This is a genomic window from Leptospirales bacterium (genome assembly GCA_019694655.1).
Classification (GTDB): domain Bacteria; phylum Spirochaetota; class Leptospiria; order Leptospirales; family Leptonemataceae; genus SSF53.
On record JAIBBN010000001.1, the window covers coordinates 386,948 to 409,632 of the forward strand.

At 60.1% G+C, this 22,685-nt stretch carries 17 protein-coding genes; 10 read left to right on the forward strand and 7 right to left on the reverse strand.

Going from position 1 to position 22,685, the window contains the following annotated elements:
- Positions 1–5: 5 nt before the first annotated feature.
- The 3 genes from K1X75_01845 (at position 6) to K1X75_01855 (ending at position 3,274) form a co-directional block, all read left to right on the forward strand.
- Entirely contained in the window at positions 6–2,084 is a 2,079-nt protein-coding gene (locus K1X75_01845; protein MBX7056779.1) for a response regulator, read from the forward strand.
- A 94-nt stretch (positions 2,085–2,178) separates the two neighbouring features.
- On the forward strand, positions 2,179–3,039 hold the full coding sequence (locus K1X75_01850) for a SpoIIE family protein phosphatase (GenBank protein ID MBX7056780.1): 861 nt from the start codon (positions 2,179–2,181) through the stop codon (positions 3,037–3,039).
- Positions 3,040–3,121: 82 nt separating this feature from the next.
- Positions 3,122–3,274 (forward strand): hypothetical protein, encoded by a 153-nt coding sequence (locus K1X75_01855; protein ID MBX7056781.1) that lies wholly within the window; start codon positions 3,122–3,124, stop codon positions 3,272–3,274.
- Here the strand turns inward: K1X75_01855 and K1X75_01860 are convergent, their stop codons facing one another.
- Positions 3,275–3,793: an acetyl-CoA carboxylase biotin carboxyl carrier protein subunit gene (locus tag K1X75_01860; protein MBX7056782.1), complete on the reverse strand. Its 519-nt coding sequence runs from the start codon at positions 3,791–3,793 to the stop codon at positions 3,275–3,277. It abuts the gene before it with no gap.
- A gap of 28 nt (positions 3,794–3,821) precedes the next feature.
- On the opposite strand from K1X75_01860, the gene mazG reads away from it, so the two are divergent.
- Together mazG and K1X75_01870 are read left to right on the forward strand one after the other, a co-directional pair.
- A complete protein-coding gene (gene mazG, locus K1X75_01865; GenBank protein ID MBX7056783.1) occupies positions 3,822–4,613 on the forward strand; it encodes a nucleoside triphosphate pyrophosphohydrolase in 792 nt (263 codons plus the stop codon).
- 6 nt (positions 4,614–4,619) lie between these two features.
- Positions 4,620–5,690: a UDP-N-acetylmuramate dehydrogenase gene (locus tag K1X75_01870; GenBank protein MBX7056784.1), complete on the forward strand. Its 1,071-nt coding sequence runs from the start codon at positions 4,620–4,622 to the stop codon at positions 5,688–5,690.
- A 49-nt stretch (positions 5,691–5,739) separates the two neighbouring features.
- On the opposite strand, the gene K1X75_01875 is transcribed toward K1X75_01870, so the two are convergent.
- Positions 5,740–6,111, reverse strand: coding sequence for a hypothetical protein (locus K1X75_01875; protein MBX7056785.1), 372 nt, complete (start codon positions 6,109–6,111; stop codon positions 5,740–5,742).
- A 55-nt stretch (positions 6,112–6,166) separates the two neighbouring features.
- Positions 6,167–6,658 (reverse strand): GNAT family N-acetyltransferase, encoded by a 492-nt coding sequence (locus K1X75_01880; protein ID MBX7056786.1) that lies wholly within the window; start codon positions 6,656–6,658, stop codon positions 6,167–6,169.
- A 46-nt stretch (positions 6,659–6,704) separates the two neighbouring features.
- On the opposite strand from K1X75_01880, the gene K1X75_01885 reads away from it, so the two are divergent.
- The 4 genes from K1X75_01885 (at position 6,705) to K1X75_01900 (ending at position 12,275) form a co-directional block, all read left to right on the forward strand.
- Positions 6,705–7,580 carry a hypothetical protein gene (locus K1X75_01885; GenBank protein MBX7056787.1) on the forward strand — a complete coding sequence of 292 codons (876 nt, stop codon included), beginning with the start codon at positions 6,705–6,707 and terminating at the stop codon, positions 7,578–7,580.
- Positions 7,543–8,583 (forward strand): DNA-protecting protein DprA, encoded by a 1,041-nt coding sequence (locus K1X75_01890; GenBank protein ID MBX7056788.1) that lies wholly within the window; start codon positions 7,543–7,545, stop codon positions 8,581–8,583. The genes K1X75_01885 and K1X75_01890 overlap by 38 nt, the downstream gene beginning before the upstream one ends.
- A 132-nt stretch (positions 8,584–8,715) precedes the next feature.
- The gene (gene topA, locus K1X75_01895; protein ID MBX7056789.1) at positions 8,716–10,923 is read left to right on the forward strand and encodes a type I DNA topoisomerase; all 2,208 of its coding nucleotides are present in this window, start codon (positions 8,716–8,718) and stop codon (positions 10,921–10,923) included.
- A gap of 32 nt (positions 10,924–10,955) precedes the next feature.
- A complete protein-coding gene (locus K1X75_01900; GenBank protein ID MBX7056790.1) occupies positions 10,956–12,275 on the forward strand; it encodes a thiolase family protein in 1,320 nt (439 codons plus the stop codon).
- 17 nt (positions 12,276–12,292) lie between these two features.
- Here K1X75_01900 and recD read toward each other — a convergent pair whose 3' ends face one another.
- From recD to K1X75_01915, 3 genes are read right to left on the reverse strand one after another with little or no spacing between them, the layout of a single operon-like run.
- Positions 12,293–14,044 carry an exodeoxyribonuclease V subunit alpha gene (gene recD / locus K1X75_01905; GenBank protein MBX7056791.1) on the reverse strand — a complete coding sequence of 584 codons (1,752 nt, stop codon included), beginning with the start codon at positions 14,042–14,044 and terminating at the stop codon, positions 12,293–12,295.
- Positions 14,041–17,328, reverse strand: a complete 3,288-nt coding sequence (locus K1X75_01910) for a UvrD-helicase domain-containing protein (protein MBX7056792.1) — start codon at positions 17,326–17,328, stop codon at positions 14,041–14,043. The genes recD and K1X75_01910 overlap by 4 nt, the downstream gene beginning before the upstream one ends.
- Entirely contained in the window at positions 17,319–20,720 is a 3,402-nt protein-coding gene (locus tag K1X75_01915; protein MBX7056793.1) for an exodeoxyribonuclease V subunit gamma, read from the reverse strand. Before K1X75_01915 ends, K1X75_01910 begins: the two co-directional genes overlap by 10 nt.
- On the opposite strand from K1X75_01915, the gene K1X75_01920 reads away from it, so the two are divergent.
- On the forward strand, positions 20,667–21,416 hold the full coding sequence (locus tag K1X75_01920) for a hypothetical protein (GenBank protein MBX7056794.1): 750 nt from the start codon (positions 20,667–20,669) through the stop codon (positions 21,414–21,416). The genes K1X75_01915 and K1X75_01920 overlap by 54 nt on opposite strands.
- A gap of 54 nt (positions 21,417–21,470) precedes the next feature.
- Here the strand turns inward: K1X75_01920 and K1X75_01925 are convergent, their stop codons facing one another.
- Positions 21,471–22,061, reverse strand: coding sequence for a BON domain-containing protein (locus tag K1X75_01925; GenBank protein ID MBX7056795.1), 591 nt, complete (start codon positions 22,059–22,061; stop codon positions 21,471–21,473).
- Between the last annotated feature and the right edge of the window lie 624 nt (positions 22,062–22,685).

The following is a 22,685-nucleotide window of genomic DNA, read 5'->3' on the forward strand; positions in this document are numbered from 1 at the left end:
TGACCATGAAAGACGCCGAGGCCCCTGCTATCGTCGAACGCAACTGGAGCGAATCGAAGTATGCTTCGTTGTTCGGACAGCTGCTGCCGGCGGCGCTGTCGCTGCTATTGGGGCTATTGCTCAGCAGCTTTGAGAACGACCGCTACGTGGCCGAGGAACGAGCGAGCGTTGCCAATCAGCTTTCGCAGTTGCGCGGTCGGCTGGAGCTGGAGCTAAGCAAGACCATGCATCTGACGCGCGGACTGGCCGCCATCGTTGCCGTAAAGCCACAACTGCAGCAATCGGAGTTTGAGTCTCTGGCCGCCGAACTTGTCGCCAGTCGGGCGCACATTCGTAACATTGGGCTGGCGCCGGATAACGTACTGCGCATGATCTATCCGCTCCCCGGAAACCAGGCGGCGCTTGGTCTTCGCTATCGTAACAATTCGGCGCAATGGCCCGCCGTCGAACACATGATGACCATTCGCCGTACGGTTGTGGCGGGACCGGTAGATCTGGTGCAGGGCGGACGGGGACTTGTCTCTCGAACGCCGGTCTATGTCGGCGCCAATCGTCAACGCTACTGGGGCCTCATCAGCGTGGTCATTGATATGGACTCGCTATTCTCGGCGGCCGGTTTGATGGAGGAGCGCAACTTACAATTGGCCCTGCGCGGCAAGGATGGATTGGGGGCGGCGGGAGAGGTCTTCTGGGGCCAGGCCGAAATCTTTCAGGCTTCGCCGGCCGTTTTGCCGGTGCTGCTGGCCGAAGGCGAATGGCAATTGGCGGCGTCGCCACGTCGTGGTTGGTCGCGCTTCTCGCCATACCTCTACTGGCTATGGATTCCGCTGCTGATCTCCGGTCTGGCGATCGGCCTGTTTGTCCGCAGCAGTATCATCCGCCAGCGTCGACGCTACGAGGAAATGCGTCGCATGACTCGCGAAGCGCAGGCGGCCAATCTGGCCAAGAGCGAATTTCTGGCGGCGATGAGTCATGAGATTCGCACGCCCTTGAACGCGACCCTGGGCTTTGCCGAGATCTTACAGGAGGAGATCGAAACGCCGCAACACCGCGAGTACCTCGACACCATTCGCAAGAGCAGCAAGGCCCTGCTGGATTTGCTCAACGATATACTCGACTTTTCCAAGATCGAAGCGGGCAAGCTGGCCATTCACAGCCGCGATTTTGCCTGGCGCGATGTCCTCGACGAGATCGAAGCGATGGTTCGCTATTCATTGCTGCGCAAGAAGCTGGACTGGAAGCTGGAAATTGCGGAAGATCTGCCGCCGGTGATTTACAGTGATGAGCACCGCCTGCGGCAAGTTCTCTTGAACTTGATCGGCAATGCAGTCAAATATACCGATGAAGGCGGAGTGAGCGTATCGGTCTCAGCCAGCAAGACCGCGGCCGGACGCTATGATTTTTGCTTTCGCGTGAGCGATAGCGGCCCCGGCATTCCTCAAGATAAGCAGGCCAGCATTTTTGACGCCTTTGTCCAACACCGGCCGGCGGAGGACATGGTGCGCGAGGGCGTCGGATTGGGTCTGGCGATTTCCAGTCGACTGGCAGCCATGCTTGGGGGGCGCATTGATCTTTCCAGCACGCCCGGTCAGGGCAGCGAATTCACGCTCTGGCTGCCGGGCCTTGAGGGGCGCGACCGGGCGTCCGCCGCCGATTCCCCGGCCGACGCGGCGGCAATGCAGCGAGCCTTCAGGGATGAGACTGTGCTGGTTATCGATGATAACGAGGACAATCGGCTGCTGATCCGGCACTACCTCAAGAATGACGCACTGCGGGTCGTCGAGGCGGAAAACGGCTGGCACGGTATTGAAATAGCCCGGCGGATGCGGCCGCAGTTGATTCTGCTGGATCTGCACATGCCAGTTATGGATGGCTTTCAGTTTGTGGAGCGCCTTGCCGCCGATCCAACATTGCGCCAGACGCCGATATTGATTTTTACCGCCGATGTCATTGAGGAACGACTGTCGCGGCTGAATCCGGCGCACGTCGCTGGCGTCCTGAAAAAGCCGCTGCGTAAACAAGAGTTGCGCGAGGCTCTGGCTGCCTGTCTGAATGCCGCTGCCCGGCCAATGCCGGCAGAGTAATTTTCGTCTACTCAAGGTACCCGTGATTGGATCGCAGGTTGGGCGACGGCGTTACGCTGCGTTGGCGTCCTGACCTCGGATCGGCTTCATCTATATGGAAGATCAACTTCTGCAGCTGTTATGCGACCATGGCCTGCTGGATGGCGCGGGGATGGCCCGCGTTGAACGCCGCATGACTGCCGCAGCAATGGCGCCGGGAAGGGCTCTGGCGGAAGAGCGATTGCTGGACGAAAGCAGGCTCTACCAGATCATTCAGCGCGACCTCGGGATGAACTCGCCGCTGCAAACGGTCTACCGAACCTACACGATCTGTGGGCAGACCTTGCCGCGGTTCAAGGTCAGCGGCGACTTTTACGGCTATTTCTGGCTGGATGAAGGACGCCTGGCAATTACGCTGAGCGATGTAAGCGGCAAAGGCCTCGAAGCAGGGCTGTTGGCGTTGTTGCTTGGCAACTTGCTGCGCCAGTCGGTGCGTATGAAGAACGTGATACCCTCTGTCATCATGCGCAAAATCAATCAGGCCTCCGCCTCCTTCTTCGGAGTGGAGCAGTTTGCCACATTTACCGTATTGATTGTCGATATGCACTCGGGCACGGCCGAGTTCAGCTCGGCGGGGACGCCGCCAATGCTTTTCTACCGCCACCGCGAGCGCAGCATCGAGGAGATTGACATGCGCAATATCCCCGTGGGTATCGATGAGAACTGGATGTACAGCGGTCGTCGCACTGATATCAACAAAGGCGATGTGATTCTGCTCTTTACCGACGGCGCCTATGAGGCGCAAAACTTCAGCAATGAGTACTACGGGATTGAACGAATCAAGAATACGCTGCACGCCGGCAGCAAAGGCGACGCCCGACAGGTTCTTTCCCGACAGCGTCGGGCGCTGCGCTGGTTCTCCCTGCTGCGCGGCCTGAATGACGACACCACCTACGTGGCCATCAAACGCAGCTGAAAGGGTCGGGCGGCGTAAGCGTCGCCCGGCCTCTGGCGCCGAACACTTGACCGGCGCCCCTCCCGGAAAAAATCTGCCCGCCATGAACGAGAAGACAGCCAAGCTGCTCAATCGCTACTCTCTGGCCCGCGGCGGAAATCTCAAGGCCTTGAAGCGGGAATGGCTTTCGCTGAACGCCAGGCAGCGCTTTGAGCGTCGTCAGGCAATCCTGCGCGAATTGAAGGGTAAATCCTGATCAAGGGCCTTCCTCAGGCCCCACCTCAACCAGAATCTGTTCGGCGGAAACCAGATCTCCGACAGCACAATGTACGGCCAGAGCAACGCCTGCACGACGAGCGCGCAGAGTTTGTTCCATTTTCATCGCCTCGATAACCAGTAAGGGCTGCTCAGGCTCTACTCGCTGCCCGACACTTACCTGCACGGCAAGCACCTTGCCGGGCATGGGCGCCTGGTAGCGGCTTCGGCCGCCAGCCTCTTGATCTTGCGCCTCAACCCCGCGCTGCCGCAGTCGCAAGGTGCGTCCATCCAGCAGCAGATAGATCTCCTCGCCATCGCAGGCAAAGCGAGCATCGACCAGTCCAGCGCCGTTGCGAAATCGAATCGCATCCGCGCCCCTGAGTTCGAAAGACTCGAGCCGGGACTCCAGCGACTCTGCGGCGCCTTCCGGTTGGCGCCGGCAGCGGAAACTGCCGTCGGCCTGACGCCGTAGATCGATGCGCCAGCTCTGTTCGCCAATCAGGAAGTGATTGAACACGCCCTACGACTCCCAAAGCTGACCGGGCATGTCCACGAAAAATCCCGGAGCAGGTCTGGCAGAATTGCGCGCTGTGACGGCAAGGCTGCGCGCCCCAGGCGGTTGTGATTGGGATCGCGCTCAGGATTACGGCAGCATGCGCCGCTTCTTGCTGGAAGAAGCCTACGAACTGATCCATGCAGTGGACGGCGCTGACTACGAGAATCTGCGCGAGGAGCTTGGCGACCTGCTGTTCATTCTCTTTTTCTACGCGCAACTGGCCGAAGAAGAGCAGCGCTTTGACCTGGATCAGGCCGCCGCCGAATGCGCACAAAAGCTGATCCGTCGACATCCGCATGTATTTGGCGATGTGCAGGTCAGCGGCGTCGAAGAAATTCTCAGCAACTGGGATGCTATCAAGGCCGGAGAGAAGGGCGGTCCAGGGGGCAGGCCGCAGGACCTGCAGGAATGGCTGCCGGCTTTGCTGCGCGCTGAAGAGGCCCAAAAGAAAGCGGCAAAGATCGGTTTCGACTGGCCGGACGCCGCCGGCCCTCTGGCCAAGGTGCGCGAAGAATGCGCCGAGGTTGAAGACCAAATGCAGGCCGATGGCGCGCGCCTGGAGGAAGAAATCGGCGACTTGATTTTCTCCTGCGTCAATCTGGCGCGCAAACTCAAGGTAAATCCCGAACTCGCATTGCATCGCAGCACGCGCAAATTTCAAGACCGCCTGCAGGCCGTCCGCGAGCTGGCCGCAACACGCGGACTGCAATGGTCCGAGCTTGACGCCGCCGCCCTGGAACAACTCTGGAACGAGATTTGCGGGAAAACTTTGCCGGATTAAACTATCGTGGCGCTGCTCATTGAAAACAATCGCTCGCTTGCCGAATGGACCACGCTGGGCGCCGGCGGTCCGGCGCGCTGTTTTTGCGTAGTAGAATCGATCGAGGATCTGGAGCAGGCTTTGCTCTACGCTCGTCGCGAAAAGCTGCGCTTTTTCTTGCTGGGCGGCGGCAGCAATGTTGTCATCTCCGACCGCGGCTTTGACGGCCTTGCAGTCAAGAATGCGATTGGCGGAATTGCGGTGGAGCGTCGCGGCGGCGCGGTTCAGTACCGCGTCAGTTCAGGCTTTGAGTGGGATCGCTTTGTCCTGCGCAGTATAGAAGATGGCGCTCAGGGGATCGAATGCCTCTCCGGCATTCCGGGCAGCGTCGGGGCCACGCCCATTCAGAATGTCGGCGCTTACGGGCAGGAAGTGGGCGAGACGATCCAGAGCGTGGAGTGTATCAATGCCTACAGTCTGGAGCGTCGCCGCTTCAGCAATGCCGAGTGCGCTTTTGGATATCGCAGCAGCTATTTCAAGCAGGCGCCAGCCGAAGGCTGGCTGGTGCTGAGCGTCGAGTTTGCCTTACGCGCCGATACGCCGACCTTGATCCGCTACGCCGAACTGGAGCAGCGACTCACACTGCGTACGCCGGAATGGCGCACGATGCCGCCGGGGAACGCTCAGCTGGCTGCGGTCCGTCGCGCGGTGCTGGAATTGCGTCGCAGCAAGGGCATGGTAGTCGATGCGACCGATCCAGATTCGCGCTCCGCCGGCAGCTTTTTTGTCAACCCGACGCTCAGCGAAGAGGAGTTCGCCAGCTTGCAGCAGCGCTGTGAGAATCAAGGCTTGCCGTCGCCGCCGCAGTACACAGTGCAGGGGGGGATCAAGACCTCTGCAGCATGGCTGGTAGAGCGCGCCGGTTTCGCGCCTGGCTACTTGCAGGGCGGCGCAGGCGTTTCCAGCAAGCACAGTCTGGCGCTGGTCAATCGGGGCGGCGGTTCTGCGGCGCTGCTCTCGCTGGCCCGTGAAATACAGGAAGGGGTCCTGGAGCGCTTTGGCGTTCGTCTGCTGCGCGAGCCGATCTTCATTGAATAGGGCGTTTCGGGCGCACAACAGGAGGCTTGCCCGGCCGCGCCGCAGGCGTTCAGGAGCTGGAGCGACGGTCAAGATAGCGAATCAGGAAAACCCAGAGGCGGCCGATTTGCGACAGGGCCAGAGCCGAGAACAGGATGTCGGGCCAGAGCATTGTGCTGCGCGCTGGAAGCAGCTGCAGGGCGTCGAAAAGCCGCAGCGGAGGCAGGCTGAAGGTCAAGAAAACGGCCAGCGCCAGATTCAACAGGTGCATGCCCAGGTCAAACCACCACTTGCCGCTGAATCGCGACAGACCGGGAAAGCGCTGGATTGCCTGCAATGCGAAGTGCAAAAAGAGCGCCATCAACATAAAGCGCACAAAAACCAGCAGCCAGGCGGTCAGCAGGGCATCGTTGCGAGCGGTCTGTGCAAGAAACTCGATCATGTGCGCCTCAGAAGCGATTCAGCTATCTATCGGCGCCGTCCCCGGCTCACTTTCGCTACGAAAGTGCAAGTTTCATTTCCAGGCCATCCTTGCCGCGGCCATAGTAGTCCCGGCGTCGGCGGTAACACTCAAATCCCAGCCGCTGGTAGAGGGTTACGGCAGGCCGATTTTCTTCCTGGACTTCAAGCAGGGCCTGGTCTGGCTTCGGAAACAGGAGCGGCGGCAGGCGCTGGCAAAAGTCGCGCAGCATCACAAGGGCCAGGCCCCGGCGACGATGGCGCGGCAGAACGGCAATACGCAGCAGTTCCAGGGCTTGCTCGCCGCGCAGCCAGCGGCCAAGCAGCGCTCCGACTGCGCCATCCAGTTCGTTCTGGCTGGCGGATGCCCTGGCGTCGGGATTTTGCGAAAATAACGGCTGTCCCTGGCTGTCGTAGAGCCATGAGATACTGTCTGCAAGCGTGAGGTGTGATGCAATGCTCAGTGCTGACCACGGTCGAACAAAACAGGAAACTTCAACGGCGGCAAAGACCTCGATGTGGTCGGCCATAAGCGCACAAGCCTGGGCAAAAGCATGCTCCGGGCCAAGTGCGATTTTGCTATTTGCAGCGACCATCACTTTGCTGTTGCCTTCTTGCCAGAAGCTCAGCGATTCCATTCGTTCGCTGGGCGAGAAGAATCGTCAGCCCGTGGAAAAGCCGGATCAGGCGGAGATGGAACGTCTGGAACGAGATTTCAGGCTCAGCCGAGAGCGGGCGCTCGATCTGCAGGATAAGATCCATCAACTGGCCAACGAGGAGCGATTGCAGGGCCGTCTCGCCTGGCAGCTGGCCAGAGCGCATATGCAACGTGCGCGCTACGACATGGCGGCGGCCTATATGATGCAGGCCGCCGGAGGAGTACACGAGGGCGACGTGCAAGATCCAGGCGTCTCCTTTGAAAAGGCGCTGCCCTACTTTCGCGAGGCGCTGCGCAAACACAGCATAGATCCCGATCTGCTGCTGGAGGCAGGACTGGCCTTTGCCAATGCCTCGCGCGCCATGGGCTGGGAACCCAACCGCTTCGACACCGCTGTATTTCTTCTGGAACGAATGGCGGCCTTGCGACCCGAAGACTCGCGACCGCGCTATCAGCTGGCCTTGCTCTTTGGCAAAACCGGCGACGCCTCGCGGCGGGATGTTGCTCGCGCCATCGAGCTATTGCGCGGCATTACTGCTGTCGAAGAGGCGCATATTCCGGCGCATTTTGCCCTCGGTCATCTCTATGTAGAAAGCGGAGACCTGGCTTCGGCGCGTCTGGAGTACCAGGCCGTGCTGGAGCAGCTGGAATCGTTGCGCCGCCGCGGGGCCATCAGCGGCGATCTGGATGCGGTCCCCAATTACCGGCAGGCAAAGCAAAACCTGGAAGCGCTGGATCAATGTCTGAACAACGCTGATGCCTGTAGCACCGGTTCCTTTGATGCCGCGCCCTGAGCGAAGACTGCAACAAGCGCTGTTCCTGGCCGCCTTGCCCTACCGGCGAAACTTGTTTGCCAGTGGGAATGCAGCAGCGCTGCGATCACTGGCGCCACGCAATCGGCGCGCGTTTCTGGAGCAAAACTTCAGCATGATAGAATTGCAGTCAGCGTCCGCCCTGGCGCAACGCAGTGTTCGTCGTTGTGCGGCTTTGCCGCTGGACATTGCCTCTTTCACGCTCTTCGATTTGGACTACCCGGCGCTGCTGGCCGAGATTTATGATCCTCCCCTGGCCTTTTTTGTGCGTGATGGCGGTCGTCCGCGTCCAGAGCTTCGCCGGCGATTTTTGTCGGCGCTGGATCACGCTGTCGCTGCAGTCGGCACGCGCAATCCGGCGCCCTTCCTGGACGCAGCGCTTGCAGCATGGATCAAGGCGCCGACCGCCGGCTGCGTCGCCCTGGTTTCTGGATTTGCACGCGGCGTGGATCGCCTGGCGCATCTTGCAGCTATTGCAGCCGGGCGCGCAAACGTGGCCGTGCTGGGCGCGGGCATTCTGAATCCGGGCCCACAGAGTAATCTCGATCTTCCGAAGACGGCTGATGCTGCGGAACTCGACTTTTTCTTTGTGTCCGAGTTCTTGCCGGATGATCGCGCCTTTGCCGGAAATTTTCCGCGTCGCAATCGAATCATTGCCGGACTTGTGGAACAACTGAATGTATTCCAGGCGCCGCATGGCAGCGGCGCGCTGATCAGCGCACGCTTTGCGCTGGAGGAGGGGCGCACAGTTCAGGTCTTTGATCATCAGGCCTTCGATCTCTTTCCAGGCAGCAACGATGGGGGGCGAGCCTGGCTGGCCGATGGTGCCGCCCCCATTCTTCTGCCGGCGCGACTCGAACTGCACACAATCCCCTCGTCAGCAGAGGACCCGCTGGCGCCGCGCAGCCCACAACAGCTGCAGTTCTGGCGCGAGCGTCGCCACGGAATCTCCCTGGGCGCCCGACATTTCCTGCGCTGGCAGTGATCCAGGCTTGCTACCGGGCGCTTGTGCGTGGCAGCGGCAGCGTCGAGCTCGCGCATTATGTCGAAAAAGGAATGACAGATATTTTTTCTTCCATAGTACGGGGATCAACAGCCCGGAACTCAGGACAGAAGCATGGAAGAATCCCAGGAGACAGCGCCCGGCAAGAGCCAGAGCGCCAGCGGAGCAAAGAAGAAGGCCAGCAGCCGGAAACGCAAAGGCGGCGCCGCGAAGAAGGGGCGGGCGCGGACATTGGTGATTGTGGAATCTCCAGCCAAGGCCAAGACCATTCACAAATACCTGGGCAAGAACTATATCATCGAGGCCTCCATGGGCCACATCATCGACCTGCCTAAGTCCAGAATGGCTGTCGATGTAGATCAAGACTTCCAGCCGGAATACATTACTGTTCGCGGTCGGGCCAGTATCTTGAACCGCCTGAAGAAGCTCGCCGGTAGCGCGGAGCGCGTCTTGCTGGCGGCAGACCCTGATCGCGAGGGCGAAGCAATCAGCTGGCATCTTTCGCGAGCCCTTGGAAAATTGAACGGCGATATCAAGCGCATTGAATTCAATGAGATAACCAAGACAGCTCTGGAAGAAGCAATCAAGAAGCCGCGCGAGATCAATCAGGACCTGGTCAATGCCCAGCAAGCCCGTCGCATCCTCGACCGACTGGTTGGCTACAATATCTCGCCGCTGTTGTGGAAGAAAATCAAGCGCGGTCTCTCTGCTGGACGCGTGCAATCCGTGGCGCTGCGTTTGATCTGTAGCCGCGAGGCGGAAATCGATCGCTTTACTCCGGAAGAATACTGGACTCTCGAGGCGCGCCTGGCGCACGGCAAGGATAGCTTCAAAGCTGCCCTGCATTCCCTGGATGGTAAGAAAGCGGCGATCGGCGCGGGCCCGGAGATGCAGGCAATAGTCGATGAGTTGCAGGATGCGTCCTATGCCGTACGCTCCGTTTCAGTAAAAGAGCGAAAGCGTCAACCGACGGCGCCCTATACGACCTCCAAGATGCAGCAGGATTCGGCAAACAAGCTGGGTTTTACCTCGCAAAAGACAATGATGGTGGCGCAGCAACTTTATGAGGGCATTGAACTGGAGGGCGGAGTCGCCACCGGTTTGATCACCTACATGCGCACGGACTCTACGCGCGTATCGCCGCAGGCCATCGAACACGTTCGCGAGTTCATTGCGGGGCAGTTTGGCCGCGAGTATCTCTCTGCAGAGCCCAGAGTCTACAAGACCTCGCGATCGGCCCAGGACGCTCACGAGGCCATTCGGCCTACCGATCCGGCCTGGACGCCGGATCGAGTTGCGCCTTTCCTGAGTCGTGACCAGATGAAGCTCTATCAACTGGTCTGGCAGAAGTTTGTCAGCTCGCAAATGTCCGACGAAATCGCCGATCACACCTCAGTGGATATTGCCGCCGGCCGCGCCATTTTTCGGGCCACCGGCCGCACCGTAAAATTCCCTGGATTTGCTCGAGTTTTCGGCGGAGAAGAGGGGGAACGCGACGAAAAGTCGGAGAAGGCGGACAAGAAGAAGAAAGAGGCGCTATTGCCGCCGCTTGCTGAGAATGATCCGCTGCAGCTAAAAAAGCTGGAACCCGAGCAACACTTTACGCAACCGCCGCCTCGCTATACGGATGCGTCGATGGTCAAGGCCCTGGAAGAGTGCGGCGTCGGTCGTCCCTCTACCTATGCGCCCACGCTCTCTACTCTGCTCAAGCGTTACTATGTGACGCGTCTGCAACGGGCGCTCAAGCCAACGGAGCTGGGGCGTATGGTTGATCGCATCATGGGCGATCATTTTCCCGATCTGATCAATACCAGTTTTACAGCTCAAATGGAAGACAACCTGGACCGCGTCGCCCGCAACGACCTGGACTGGGTGGAGATGTTGCGCTCCTTTTACGGACCCTTCGCCGGCGTTTTGAAAAATGCCCACGAAACCATCGGCGAAATGAAAAACGCGCTTGATGAACCTACGGATCACGTTTGCGAGAAGTGCGGCCGCAATATGGTAAAAAAGCTGGGGCGCAAGGGCTACTTCCTTGCCTGCCCGGGATTCCCCGAGTGCCGCAATGCCAAGCCCATCCCGCTCGGTCCCTGTCCAAAATGCGCCGATGGCCAGATCATCCAGCGCTCAACCAAGCGCGGCCGGGCCTTCTTCGGCTGCAGTCGCTATCCAGAATGCGATTTTTCCACCTGGGACAAGCCGGCGGAGCATAACTGCCCGCAATGTGGAAAGCTGCTTTTTGAAAAGAGCTCTCGCGAGCGCGGGCGTTACGTCGCATGCGCCGCTTGCAGCTACGAAGAGGCTGCCAGCCAGAGCGCTTGACGGGGCTCCGTCGGGCGAAACTGTGGCCGCGTATGAAATTACCTCATCGTGTCGCCGTATCTACTCTGCGTCGGACTCCGTTTGCACAGATTGCCAAGGGACTTGCGCCCTACCAGTCGCATGAGCTGGGTTTCATCGTCGCTAAAGACATCATCGATCAATCCAAACTCAAACTAAGCGAACTGGACGGGGTGCTGGTGGGAGAGGGCTTTCCTTTTGCGCCCAATCCAGCGCGCGTCATTGCCAACAAGCTTGGCGTGCCGGTCGAGACCCCGGCGCTGACGCTGGCCAACAACTGCGTCTCCTCTATGGAAGCGGTAGCGGAAGCTGCGCGCCGCATCAATCTGGGCGAGGGCAAAGTATACCTGACGCTTGGCGAAGAGTCGCAGACGCACATTCCCTTTGTGGTGAAGAACGCCCGCGCCAATAAGAAGGCAGGCAGCATCGATAAGTTGATGAAGCTGCTGCCAGATCAACTGCCGGCCGATGTTAAGATCATGGACAGCCTGGAAGAGGGTCTGGGCGACTCAGAAACCAGCTACGGCATGGCTGTAACCGCCGAGGTGGTAGCTCAGAACTACGGCATCAGCCGCGAAATCAGCGACAAACTGGCTTACACCAGCTACAAGCGCGCATACGATGCAACGCTGGCCGGCAAGTACAAGCCCTTTCTGGTTCCAGTAAAGGACGACGAAGGCAGCGAGATGGTCGATGACGAGGCCGTGATGTTGCGCAAGGGCATCGTTGAAAACCCCAGCCGCATGGACAAAGCCATGCTGCTTTTCGAGAACCCGGTCATGAAGTTTGACCAGTTCAAGACGCAGTACAAGGACTTTCTTCAGAAGTCCACGACTCCGACAGTTACTATCTTCAACGCCTGTGCGCGCTCCGATGGCGCTGCAGGCGCCATCATTTCTTCCGAAGAAAAGGCTCGTGAGCTGGGCTTGAAGGTGCAGGCCTATATCACCGGTTTTCGTATGAAGGGCGTGCATCCCAATCTGATGGGTATCGGACAGGCCGAGGCAAGTCTGGCGCTGCTGGAAGATCTTGGCATCACTATTGATCAGGTCGACCAGATAGAGATCCATGAGGCCTTTGCAGCGACGGCAATTGGAGCGCTGGAAGAAATCAAGAAGCGCACCGGACTGGACTGGGAGAAGAAGTTCGAGGCCGGACGGATCAATGCCTACGGCGGGTCTATAGCGCTGGGGCATCCTTTTGGGGCCACCGGCATTCGCCTGATTGGCAACGCCATCATGGTAATGAACGAGCATTCCGACGTGAAGCGCGTGCTGATCACCGCCTGCGCCCACGGCGGCGTGGCCGGCGCAATGATGATTGAGCGCGCCTGATTCGCTGGCGCTGCACATCAGGGAGGCCCGCCGGAGCTTCTGCTCTTGCGGGCCTTTTTGTTGGCTTTTCCAGGGCCGACCTTGCTGGCCTGCGCCGTCACAGCGGGGCCATCCGCCAGCAGATCAGCAAGCATACTGGCCAGTCCGGAGGCCCGTTCCGTTTGGCGATCCACAGACTGGACAAAGGTTGAGATAGGGCCAAACAGAATTGCCCGTCGGCTGGCGCGAGTCAGGCCAGTATAGAAAAGCTCGCGTGTGAATAATGGCAAGTCCGGTCGATCCGGCGCTACAATCAGCACGGTTTCATATTCGCTTCCCTGACTCTTGTGCACGGTGATAGCGAAGGCTGCTTCAAAGCGCGGAAGCATATGCAGCGGAAGGCTCTTCAGTTCCGTTCCGCGTCGAAACCATCCGCGTATGCGCCCCTGCGAATCGGCAAAGAGAACGCCGCTATCGCCGTTAAAAAGGCCAAGTTCATAACTGTTTTCCAGGATCAAGATCGGACAACCGGAGAACGCCGGCGATGGAAGGGCTTGCGCGTAACCGGCCTGACGCAAACTTTCCAGGGCAAAGCGATTGAGATTGTCCACTCCGGCCGGTCCGCTGCGTGTAACGGCCAGCAGTCGAAATTGATCCAGCGTCTGCAGCGCCTCATCCGGAGACGTCGCCTTCAATGCAGGTCCGTAACCATCGACGATCCAGCGCCGCAATTCGGAGCTATCAGAGCCTGCACAGAGCAAATCATCGAACATTTCTGGCAAATCAAGGCAGCGCTGCAGCAGCGCCTGGCACTGCTGGCGCTGGCCCTGGCGGACCAGCGAGGAGAGTTGCGCTATCTGACTTTGATCAGAAAATCGAAAGTTCTGCGATAGCAAGGCCACAGCGCCCTGCATCGCCGGAGCGCGACAGAGTTCAGCAAAAGCGGCGCCCGCTTCCACCGATGCCAGTTGGTCGCGGTCGCCGAAGAAGGCCAGCGCCGTGCTGGAGGGCAGGGCGCGCAGCAAGGCGGCCAGCATCTCCAGATCCAGCATCGATGCCTCGTCAATCAAGCAGAGTTCGATCGGCGCCTTTCGCTGCTCATTGTAGTGAAAGCTGCCATCCGGACGCGCGCCGAGGAAACGGTGGACGGTCTGGGCAATGGGCGACGAAGCAGGTGCGACGGCGACAAAGGGGACCAGCGATTCATTCAGGCGCGCCGCTGCCTTTCCGGTGGGCGCAAGTAGCGCACAGCGCGCTTGCGGCTGTCGCTGCTTTCTGGCTGCCAGAATTGCTGCTGCGGTTCGCGTCTTGCCGGCGCCCGGACCGCCGCTTACCGCCAGAATTGGAGAAGAAAGCGAACGTTGCACCGCAGCATTCTGTTCGCTGCTCAGTTGAATTCCTCCAGCATGTTCAGGCGGGAGCACGGCAATATGTGGCGCTGTGGCTTGTTGCAGCCGTTGCGCCAGCGCCTGGGCAACGCTTCGTTCCTGAAGAAAATGTCTGCGAAAATAGAGCATTTGCCGGTAGTACAGCAAGGGAGCGGGCAATGGTTCGTTTTGCAGCTCTGCCAGCGCTGGCGCCTCCGCCCAGGCCGCAGACGCGGCCAGCATCGAAAGTCGCAATTGCCTGGCATGATCCATCGGCAGGCAGACATTGCCCTGATCCATCGCCCGGCCAAGCTCCGCACAAATTTCCATCAGGAAAGCAGCGCCTTCGGCATCGCCGACGCTTTCCTGATGCAGACGCGCGCAGAGCGACGCCATTTGATCAGCAAGCGCTTCTGGCTTCATGGCGTCTCCCCGCTCAGCAGGCCTGGCGCTGCAGCGTTTGCGTCCGGCCGATACGCCACCAGCCCGCTACGATCGTCGTCGGCTGCTTCCGGGTTGATGCCGCGCAGAAAAACGTAAAGCGCTCCGCCGAAGTGTCGCTCATCCTGATAGTCGACGATTGATTGTCGCAGCAGACGCCGCAGCGCGGCGCAATATACCTGAGCTTGCTGCAGATAACCGCCGTCCTGCATGGCTCGATCCAGGGCGTCGGCGTTGTAGGCGGCGAAGTCTGGACCCAATCGATTGGATTTCCAGTCCAACAGGTAGTAGCGCTGGCCGCAGCGCAGCGTAAGGTCAATGGCGCCAATCCACTGTACGTCGCGCTGGCCGGCATCGGCAAATTGAAAGCGCATTTCGGCGCTACGGTCGCGGCGCGGCAGATCCCGGAGGCGCAGGCCTGGCGCCAGTTCGCGACGCAACAGGGCCTCCAGCATTGCCAGCATTGGTTTCAGCCAGCGTTGCATCAGGTCGTGCGTATGCAATGGCCGGTAGGATGCCAGCTCTCGTTGCGTGATTTCTAGAAGCTTCTGCGTATCTCTGAGATCTTCGAGCTGCAGTATGGACTCTAACCAGCTGTGAAAGAATATGCCAGCGCTGGCGCCGGAGGGAAATCCATGCAGGCCAACCGCCCCGGCTTCGGAAGCAGAAGGTTCAATGTTGAAGCGAGTCGCAGCGAGGGCAGCCGGATCTTCAGCTGCCGGCGGCAAAGGCGATTGATCAAGGTCGCGGGCGTCGTCGCTGAGGGTAGACATCGATTGTTGCTGCTGCGCCCGGTGGTACTCGGCGGTAAAGCTGGTCCAGCGCAATCCAACGGATACCTGCGGCGTGGCGCCCAGGGCGTATTCTTCTTCGACGCTGCTGGCGGCGGAGATCGGAAATGGCGACGGAGCGCTCTGCGTATTGCGGGAATCCAGGATCTGGATCGCTCCGTCGGAAAGTTGCTGCAAATTGTTCAGGGCGTCGACCAGTTGCTCGCGGGCAGCCGGCGGGCGCGCCAGGGGCCGCCAGAACAGCAAGTGTGTGGCGGCGTCGCGCGCCACAGCTTTTCCGCGGGCCGGGGCCGTGTGCAATGCATCGCGAGCGGGGCCCACAAAGAGCGTCAGTCGCTCCCGGGCCCTGGTAAGCGCTACGTAGTACAGACGAATACGTTCCTGACGTTCCTGCAGGGCGCCGCTTTCTTCCGCCCTCTTCAGAGTCGCTGCATCGGCCCACGGCCGATCGAGCGCATCCTTCAGCCAGCTTGGCGCGCAATACGATTGCGGCGCGGTTGGATCCGTTGCGAGATCGGGCAGCAGGTCGTCAGCTACAATCCAGTGGCGATCCCTTCTTGCACTTGGGCCATAGAAAAACGGAATGTAGACCGAGGGAAATTCAAGACCCTTGCTGGCGTGTACTGTCAGCAATTGAACGGCGGGGCTTTCGCTTTCCTGTCGAATGGCGCTGTCTTCTTCATCACGACCGGCGGCAATCCTGGCTTCCAACCACCGTAGTTGTTCGCGGGGATTTTGAGCGGGCGACGTCTCCAGCAGCTCGGAAAGGTGGCCGAGGTTCGCAATCCAGCGCAGTCCCTCGCGGTCGCCGGCCAGCCGGCGATGCATCTGGCGCAGGGTCTGCAGCTCCATCGAAAAGGCCAGCGCGCCGCGCGTGCGCCAGCAGGATTCCAGGGCGCGCAACTGAGCGAGGCATTCCTCCATCAAGCCTTCATCCGCCAGGTCGGTGAAGCGCAGTCCCCAGAGCGCAGTGACAAAAGCCCGGCGGGCCAGGCCGATTTGTTCCGGCGCCAGCATCGCGTGCATCAGCGCCGCCAGCTCCAGAGCCGCGGGCTCGCCAAATACGCTCTGGCGACGACGCAACGCGGCGGCGATGCCCGCTGAGCGCAGGTCGGCGGCCAGTTCTTCCGCTTCCGAATGTTTGAGTGTCAGCACTGCAATTTCATGCGGCGGCCGGCCATTGCTGAGTTCAGCGGCGATAGCCTGTACCGCAAGGACGCTTGCCCGGCGACGCAGATCCGCAATTTTCCATTGCCCATCCATTCCATCCGGCGGCCACAGCAGCTGAATCTGAAGCGCCGCTGCCGGCTCAGTGCTCGAAGACGGTCGCGCAGATTGCAGCGGCGGCGATGGCAATTTCTCATGCAGAAAGGGCGGCGCCGCGCCGTCACGCTCGGCAAAGATCGCGTTGAGGGCGCGGGTCATTGCTTCGCTGAAGCGACGACTGGCATGGAGACCGTAGAGTCGCTGGGCAGCCTGCGCCCGGTCGCGAGCCAAAAAGTAAGTCGGCAAGTCTGCGCTGCGAAAGCGATAGATGGATTGCTTCGGATCGCCAATCAGAAACAGCGTGCTGCGCTCCGCCAGCGCCGCGAAAATCTCCCACTGCAGGCGATCGGTGTCCTGAAATTCGTCTACCAGCGCCGCCGGATAGCGCAGCCAGAGCGCCTCGCGCAACCCGGGCCCGCGGCGATCGTCGCGCAGCGCTGCTGCCAGGCGACCGAGCATATCGCGATAGGTTTGTTCGCCGCGTCGCGTCGCCGCGCCTGCGATGTACTGCGGCGCCTGATCCAGCCACAGCTGCAGTTGCTGCAAACTGTAGATTTGCAAGGCGTCCTGCGGCGTGGCTGCTTCTTGCTGGAGCGCCTCCGGTCGCAAACCAAACAATTGGAGGGAAGGCCTCCGCGACCATTGCATTGCCAGGTCATAGAGTATTTCCGGCGAAAGCAGATTCTGGAGCGCAGCTGCGGCAGTCTGTTCGGCCCTGGAATGCATCAACCGATCCCAGAATTCAAAGGCCGCCTCCGCCAGCAGCGAGCTCTCATCGGGCTGAACGCGCACTTCAATTGGCGCCCCGCTGGCCAGGGCCTCTTGCTCCAGTGTTGTTGCGCAAAAGGCGTGGATGGTGTAGATAGCCGCCTCTTCGAACTCATGTTGCGCGCGCTGAAGAATTTGCCGAACGGCTGCGCGTCCCTGCTGCTGGACGGCTTTTTGCACTACCGTCTGCAAATCGGAGCTATCAGCGCCGTCCTCAAGCGCCTCGCGCAACGTGCGATGCAATCGCGAGCGCAATTCGGCGGCGGCAGCTTCTGAGAAAGTAACCGTCAAAATTTGCGCCGGTCGCAAATTTGCTTCCAGAAGCAGGCGCAACCAAAGTCGCGTGATAGCGTGCGTTTTGCCACAGCCGGCGGAGGCCTCGATCAAATTCAGTCCATCCAGCGGACAACTTGAGGGATCCAGCGCCGGGATCATTTCCATAGCTCCGGCAGCGTTGTTGTTTGACTGAGCAGCGACCAGAATCGAAGAGCAAGCTCCTCAAATTGCGGCAACCAGGGCGACGATTCAGCCAGCGGCGCAAGGTCCGGAAATAGCAAACGCAGCTCGGGCGTCTGACCCTCGCCAGGAGCTCCTGTAAAGGATGGAAGATAGCATGCCAGCGCCTTCTGCTGCGCGCTACGCCGGTCTGCGCCCTCCATTTGAATGCTCTGGTAGTAGCGCAACGAGCTCTTCAAGAACAGCGGCGAAAATTCCTGCTCGAGTCCATGGTAGAATTGCACCGCAAAGCGCAGCAAGTCTTCGCCGGCCTGGCCGCGAATGCGGAGCATGGAGGCCTCAGACTCGCGCGAAAAAAAATAGGAATCGCCCTCGCAGCCCGCCGCGCTGTAGATCAGGCAACTCTCCACAATTCGCCGCGCATTGATAGCGCCATGGTTGAGTAGTAGCAGCCGTCCGTCGCCCTCCAGGACTGGCAGCTCATCTTCCAGCAGTGCATCGCCAATATGTCTCGAAAGTTTCAGAACTGTCGCGCGCATGCCGGAAGGCGCTGCCGCAAGCAAGTGCTGCGCCTCGGCACAGAGTTGCTGCGCGATTTGTCGACCGCTCCATCCCGCAGGAAGGGCGGCATCGATCAGCGCATCCTCCACTGCATCCTGGACGCTTTTCCCGGAAATCAACCAATGCAGAATGCTGCCGCGCAGCGCATACTGCTGCAACGGATCGGCGCGCCAGGGAGATTCGTTTTGTTGTTCCCACTCGCGGCAGCTCCCTGGCTTTTCGCTGAGGCGATCGGCGGGGCTGAGCCGCAGTCCGATATTGCGCAGGTAACGAGCTGCCGGATTGCGCAGCGCATCGAGCAACTGGCCCAGATTGAGCGGCCCGACCAGGTTAGCGCCTGTCTTGCGCGCCGAATTGCCTGGGACAATCTGAGCTGAGCGACGCGGACCGGCGACTGTGACGCTGCGCGCCGCCTCCAGCAATCGCGGCGAGGTCCCGCGCGGCAGCAAGGAATCGCCTGGCAATCGTCCGCTGATGAAGTAGCGTCGGTCCCAGGCGTAAAGCGGATGCAGCGTTTGACGATCGAGCAACGTTTGTCCATCGTTCGCACCCAGTGCCGTAGAAAGCTCATCGATCAGCGTCGAAGGTCCGCGCAGCAACTTCGCGCCAGCGGCATCCTGTCCACAATAGCTGAGGTAGAGCCAGTCGCCGGCCGCCAGCAGCGCCTCCATAAAAAGCAGACGATCCTCCAGGCGGCGCGAGGGATCGCCGGCTCTCGGATAGCGCTGCAGCAAATGAAAGGAAATGGTTCGGCGCCCGCGGGGGAAGGAGCTTTCGTCCATGCCAAGCAAACAAACAATCCTGAAAGGTACATTGCGCATGGGCATCATGGTACAGGCGGCAATGCCGCCTGACATGAATCCCTTGCCGGCTGCACTCTCGACGGCGAAACGCCGTAAGTATGCGGAAATGCAATCAACGGACAGCGGAAGCGAGGGCTGCAGACGCAGCGCCATTGTCTTGAATCGAGTAATGGCCCGTTCGATCGCCAGGCGCTGCGGATAAGCGGGCAGCAGCGCTTCGATCATCTGCAAGAGGCGTTCGGTCCATGTTGCGGCGGACAACAATTCTTCCATGCCCCGGGTGGAATCCAGTATGGCATCGACGGCTGCGGCCATGGCCGCAAGTTCTCGGATGTTTTCCGTGTTGAGCGGCGGACTGCCTTCCCTGGCTTGCTCTGTAGACCAGGCCAGCAGCAAGCGATCAAGGCCTTCTCGCCAGCTGCCTGGATGCTGATTTGCCGGCCGCCGGGACTGGCGAAAGTTCCTGTCTGCGCCCCAGCGAATATGCGCGGCGGCCACATATTCATCGACCAACTCGGGTCGATAGCCAAACTGCTGCGCAAGCAAGGGATGTTGCAGCAGGCCGGTCAGCAGTCCTGCGCGGTAGCGTTCGCCCGGCAGTTGCAGGGCGGCCAGCAGCAGTTCAAGGCCCTCGCGCTCCGGCGCAGCCGTGCGGTCGGCAACGCTGATTGGCATCGAAGCGGACCCGGCCTTGCGAAAGACCGCTTGCAATGCGGGGGCGTAGCGATTGATGTCCGGGGCCATCACCAGGACGTCGCTTGCCCGAAGCGATGAATCTTCCTGAAAGCGTTGCAACAGCCAGAGCTGCAGCGCTTCAACCTCGCGCAACGGCGTGTGGCAGCTGTGCAGTTGTACACGCCGGGATAGATGCAGAGGATCGCCTTCGCCGTGGGGCGTAATGGCGAAGCCTTCCATTGCCGCCGCTATCTGGTGCAGCGGGCTCAATGGTCGCTTCTGCGCGTCATCGAGCCATCGCCAGCTGCTGAACTTCTCACGCGAAAGTCGTTGCAGAAAATCGCGGAGGCGAATGGCGCCGCTTTGAGCAGCGAAATCCGGCAGACCAGGAGAGAGAGTAAACAGATGAACGTCGCGTCGTTGTGCAAGTTCAACTAGAATGCGCAAATGGATCTCCGGGAGATAGGAGATCGCGAAGCAGTAAAGATTTCCTGTGAAAGGCGCCGAATGCTGGCCAGCGCGATGCAGCGCCTGCCACTGCTGCAACCGATCGGGCAGGGCAAACTCCGGATAGCGTTGGATCAATTTTTCCCAGAGGCGCCGCTGCCAGAGCCAGTCAAGATCCTCAATCGGCGGTTGGGAAGCAAGGACGGCGGCGCGATCGGCCAGCATCCAATCCGGTCGATGACTCAGATACTGATCAAATACCTCGGCAAGGGCGCCTGCCAGCTGGTCGCGGCGGCGCGCTTGATCGGGTCCATCGCCCGGGTAGTCCGCCAGGGCGCCAGAGGCGGCTTCGGCCGCGTCTTCCAGCAGCAGCGCCTGCAGCGCAAAGCGCGCTGCCTCCTTATCAAAGGGAAAATGAACTTGCTCCAATCCGGAAAGAATGCATTGTACGAGACGATTGGGAAACAGGTACTGAATGCCAAAGGTCGCGCCGTCCGAACCGGCGAGGCAGAGATTGAGGTAGCGTTCCATGCCGTGCGCCTGGATTAGAATGGCTGGCGGATCAAGCGGATCGCGGCCTTCGGCGCTCAGGCAGGACTTCAGTTCCGCTGAAAGCCGCGCCGCCGAATTACTGAGGACTAGATGAAGAGCCAGAACGCAACCCTCGCTAAAATCATCGCAGACTTTCCAGGCCGGGCGAGCATAGCTCGCGTCTGCGACACCCGGCCGCGCTACAAGCTGCGCAAGCTGAGCGTTACGGTCTTGTTGCTGTGCGGCCTGCTGGCCGGCAACTGTTCCCGGGTTGTTGTAAGGACCGCCTATCGTCAGGCCGATACCTTGCTCTATTATCGTCTGGACCGGGTCTTCGCATTTGATGATCAGCAGGAGCAATGGGTCCGGCGGCAAATCCAGGCGCACTACCGGTGGCATCGAACGACCCAGCTGCCAGCCTACAGCGCATTCTTGCGCGACCTTCGCGGCCGAGTGCAACGCGGTCTACAGGAAGCGGATCTTGACTGGGCGCAACAGCAAATGACGGGCTTTCGCAACGCGCTGATGATTCGAATCTACCCGGATGCTCGCTTGCTGCTGCTGGGACTTGGCGACCGGCAGCTGCAAGACCTTCCCGATCGCCTGGCAGACTACAACGAAGAGCTGGCGCAAAAGGCGGCATTGTCGCCGGAAGAACGCACTGAACGCAGCGCAAAGGAGACCGTAGAATCTGTAGAGGAATGGTTGGGCAGTCTGCAGCAGGACCAGAAAGGCGAGCTTGGTCAGATCGCCCGGGCCATGCCCGATGAGACGCCGCTGCGATTGCAAATGAATCGCGAACGACAGGCCCAGTTGCTTGCAGCGTTGCAATCTCCAGAGCGGGGCGCCCGGACCGACGCCTTGCTTCGCGCCTGGTTGCTGCATGCTGAAGCCAGCCGCCCCAATTACTACCGGCTGGCTGTCCTCCGCTGGCGGCGCAGCTTCAAGGATCTGGCGCTGAAAATCGACCAAATGATGACCGCCGAACAGCGTCAGTATTTCAGTGCGCGGCTGGGCGAATGGATTGAAGATCTGGAGCAGTTGAGTCGCGGCTGAGGAAGGGAGGATCCGCAGCCACCGGCCCCTCGCGACGCGCCAATTGCGGGCGTGCTAAAAGATCCGCGGCCCTGCTTTGATCTGGTTGTACACGCGGCGCACGCCTTCGCTCTCCTGGGCCGCCAGCACAGCGCGAACGCGCTGTGTGTCGGCGGCGACGCGTCCAATCAGATACACTTCGCCATCGTAGACAACAATCTTGATATTCTGACCCTTCAGATCGCTTTCTGCCGCCAGCGATTCGCTGATCTGTTGCCGTAAGTTGCGATCGGCATCGGCGCTAGTATAGCGACGATCGCCGAGGCGCATCCGATTGATGACGCTCCAGACTCCGGTGGATCGGCGAGCGTAGTCCTCAAAGCGCCGCAAAGCTGACTCCGAGGCAGCCCGGCCAATCAGATAGACTTCGCCTTCGTCGGTAAGCACTTGAACCGAGGAGGCATCGCTCTCCTGGTCCTGTGCAATGCGAGCGAAGACGCTTGCTGTAATTGCGGCATCGTCAAGTTCGGAGCGAAGCAGGCGCGAGGCAGCGCACTGGGCAGCAAGCAGCGTCAGCACGATGAGCAACCCGAAGCGGGCCGGGCGTTCGTCGAACCGACCGCCCAGGTCGACCTTTCCGGAGCTGCAGGCTGTCCTTGTTTCCATCGCGGCCGACCCTGACGGGCACGCATTGGCCCGGCAGGAGAAGCTGAGACCCCTGCCGCGCTGCAGCGCAAGGGAAAAGGCTCCAGAGATTTCAGGTTTCTTAAAATTCCGAAATGAACTATATTGATGCATGGATGAAACAAAAGCCATCTATGAAGACTAGAAATGACTCAAAATAGTTCAATTCTTGGCCTCAGTCCGATTGCCGAAGCGGCTTCCGGTCAAGCGCGGGCCTGAACGCCCTCTGGCCGATGGGAAATACGCTCGATTTCCCCCGTCAGCGATCCGTTTCCCCTGCTTCAGATATTTTTCTTTCAAAAACCGTTCTCCGGGTACGCAAGCTGCAACAAGGCAGCACAGGCAAGAATCAGAAGGGGCAGAGCAGTAAGCGCAGACATGGGTCCGTTATGCAGAAGACCGCAAACAGGCCTTGCGCATGCAACATGTGTTATCTGAGTTTTGAGCGTTCAAAAAAAAGGAAGAGAGAAAAAAATGCGAACGGCGGCCGAAAAGGTCGGAAGAGCCCCCGGATGCCGGGGGCTTTTTTGTTTTTCGTCCATCCGGGTTTATGATCTCGGCTTTTGCCGGGAGGCGCTGCAGCGCAGCGGAACTCGATTGGGCTAT

Coding starts and splice junctions, on each gene's coding strand:
- K1X75_01845 (MBX7056779.1), top strand. CDS start 6: ATGAAAGACGCCGAGGCCCCTGCTATCGTCGAACGCAACTGGAGCGAA.
- mazG (MBX7056783.1), top strand. CDS start 3,822: ATGTCCACGAAAAATCCCGGAGCAGGTCTGGCAGAATTGCGCGCTGTG.
- K1X75_01900 (MBX7056790.1), top strand. CDS start 10,956: ATGAAATTACCTCATCGTGTCGCCGTATCTACTCTGCGTCGGACTCCG.
- topA (MBX7056789.1), top strand. CDS start 8,716: ATGGAAGAATCCCAGGAGACAGCGCCCGGCAAGAGCCAGAGCGCCAGC.
- K1X75_01850 (MBX7056780.1), top strand. CDS start 2,179: ATGGAAGATCAACTTCTGCAGCTGTTATGCGACCATGGCCTGCTGGAT.
- K1X75_01880 (MBX7056786.1), bottom strand. CDS start 6,658: ATGGCCGACCACATCGAGGTCTTTGCCGCCGTTGAAGTTTCCTGTTTT.
- K1X75_01875 (MBX7056785.1), bottom strand. CDS start 6,111: ATGATCGAGTTTCTTGCACAGACCGCTCGCAACGATGCCCTGCTGACC.
- recD (MBX7056791.1), bottom strand. CDS start 14,044: ATGAAGCCAGAAGCGCTTGCTGATCAAATGGCGTCGCTCTGCGCGCGT.
- K1X75_01910 (MBX7056792.1), bottom strand. CDS start 17,328: ATGGAAATGATCCCGGCGCTGGATCCCTCAAGTTGTCCGCTGGATGGA.
- K1X75_01925 (MBX7056795.1), bottom strand. CDS start 22,061: ATGGAAACAAGGACAGCCTGCAGCTCCGGAAAGGTCGACCTGGGCGGT.
- K1X75_01890 (MBX7056788.1), top strand. CDS start 7,543: ATGCCTGTAGCACCGGTTCCTTTGATGCCGCGCCCTGAGCGAAGACTG.
- K1X75_01855 (MBX7056781.1), top strand. CDS start 3,122: ATGAACGAGAAGACAGCCAAGCTGCTCAATCGCTACTCTCTGGCCCGC.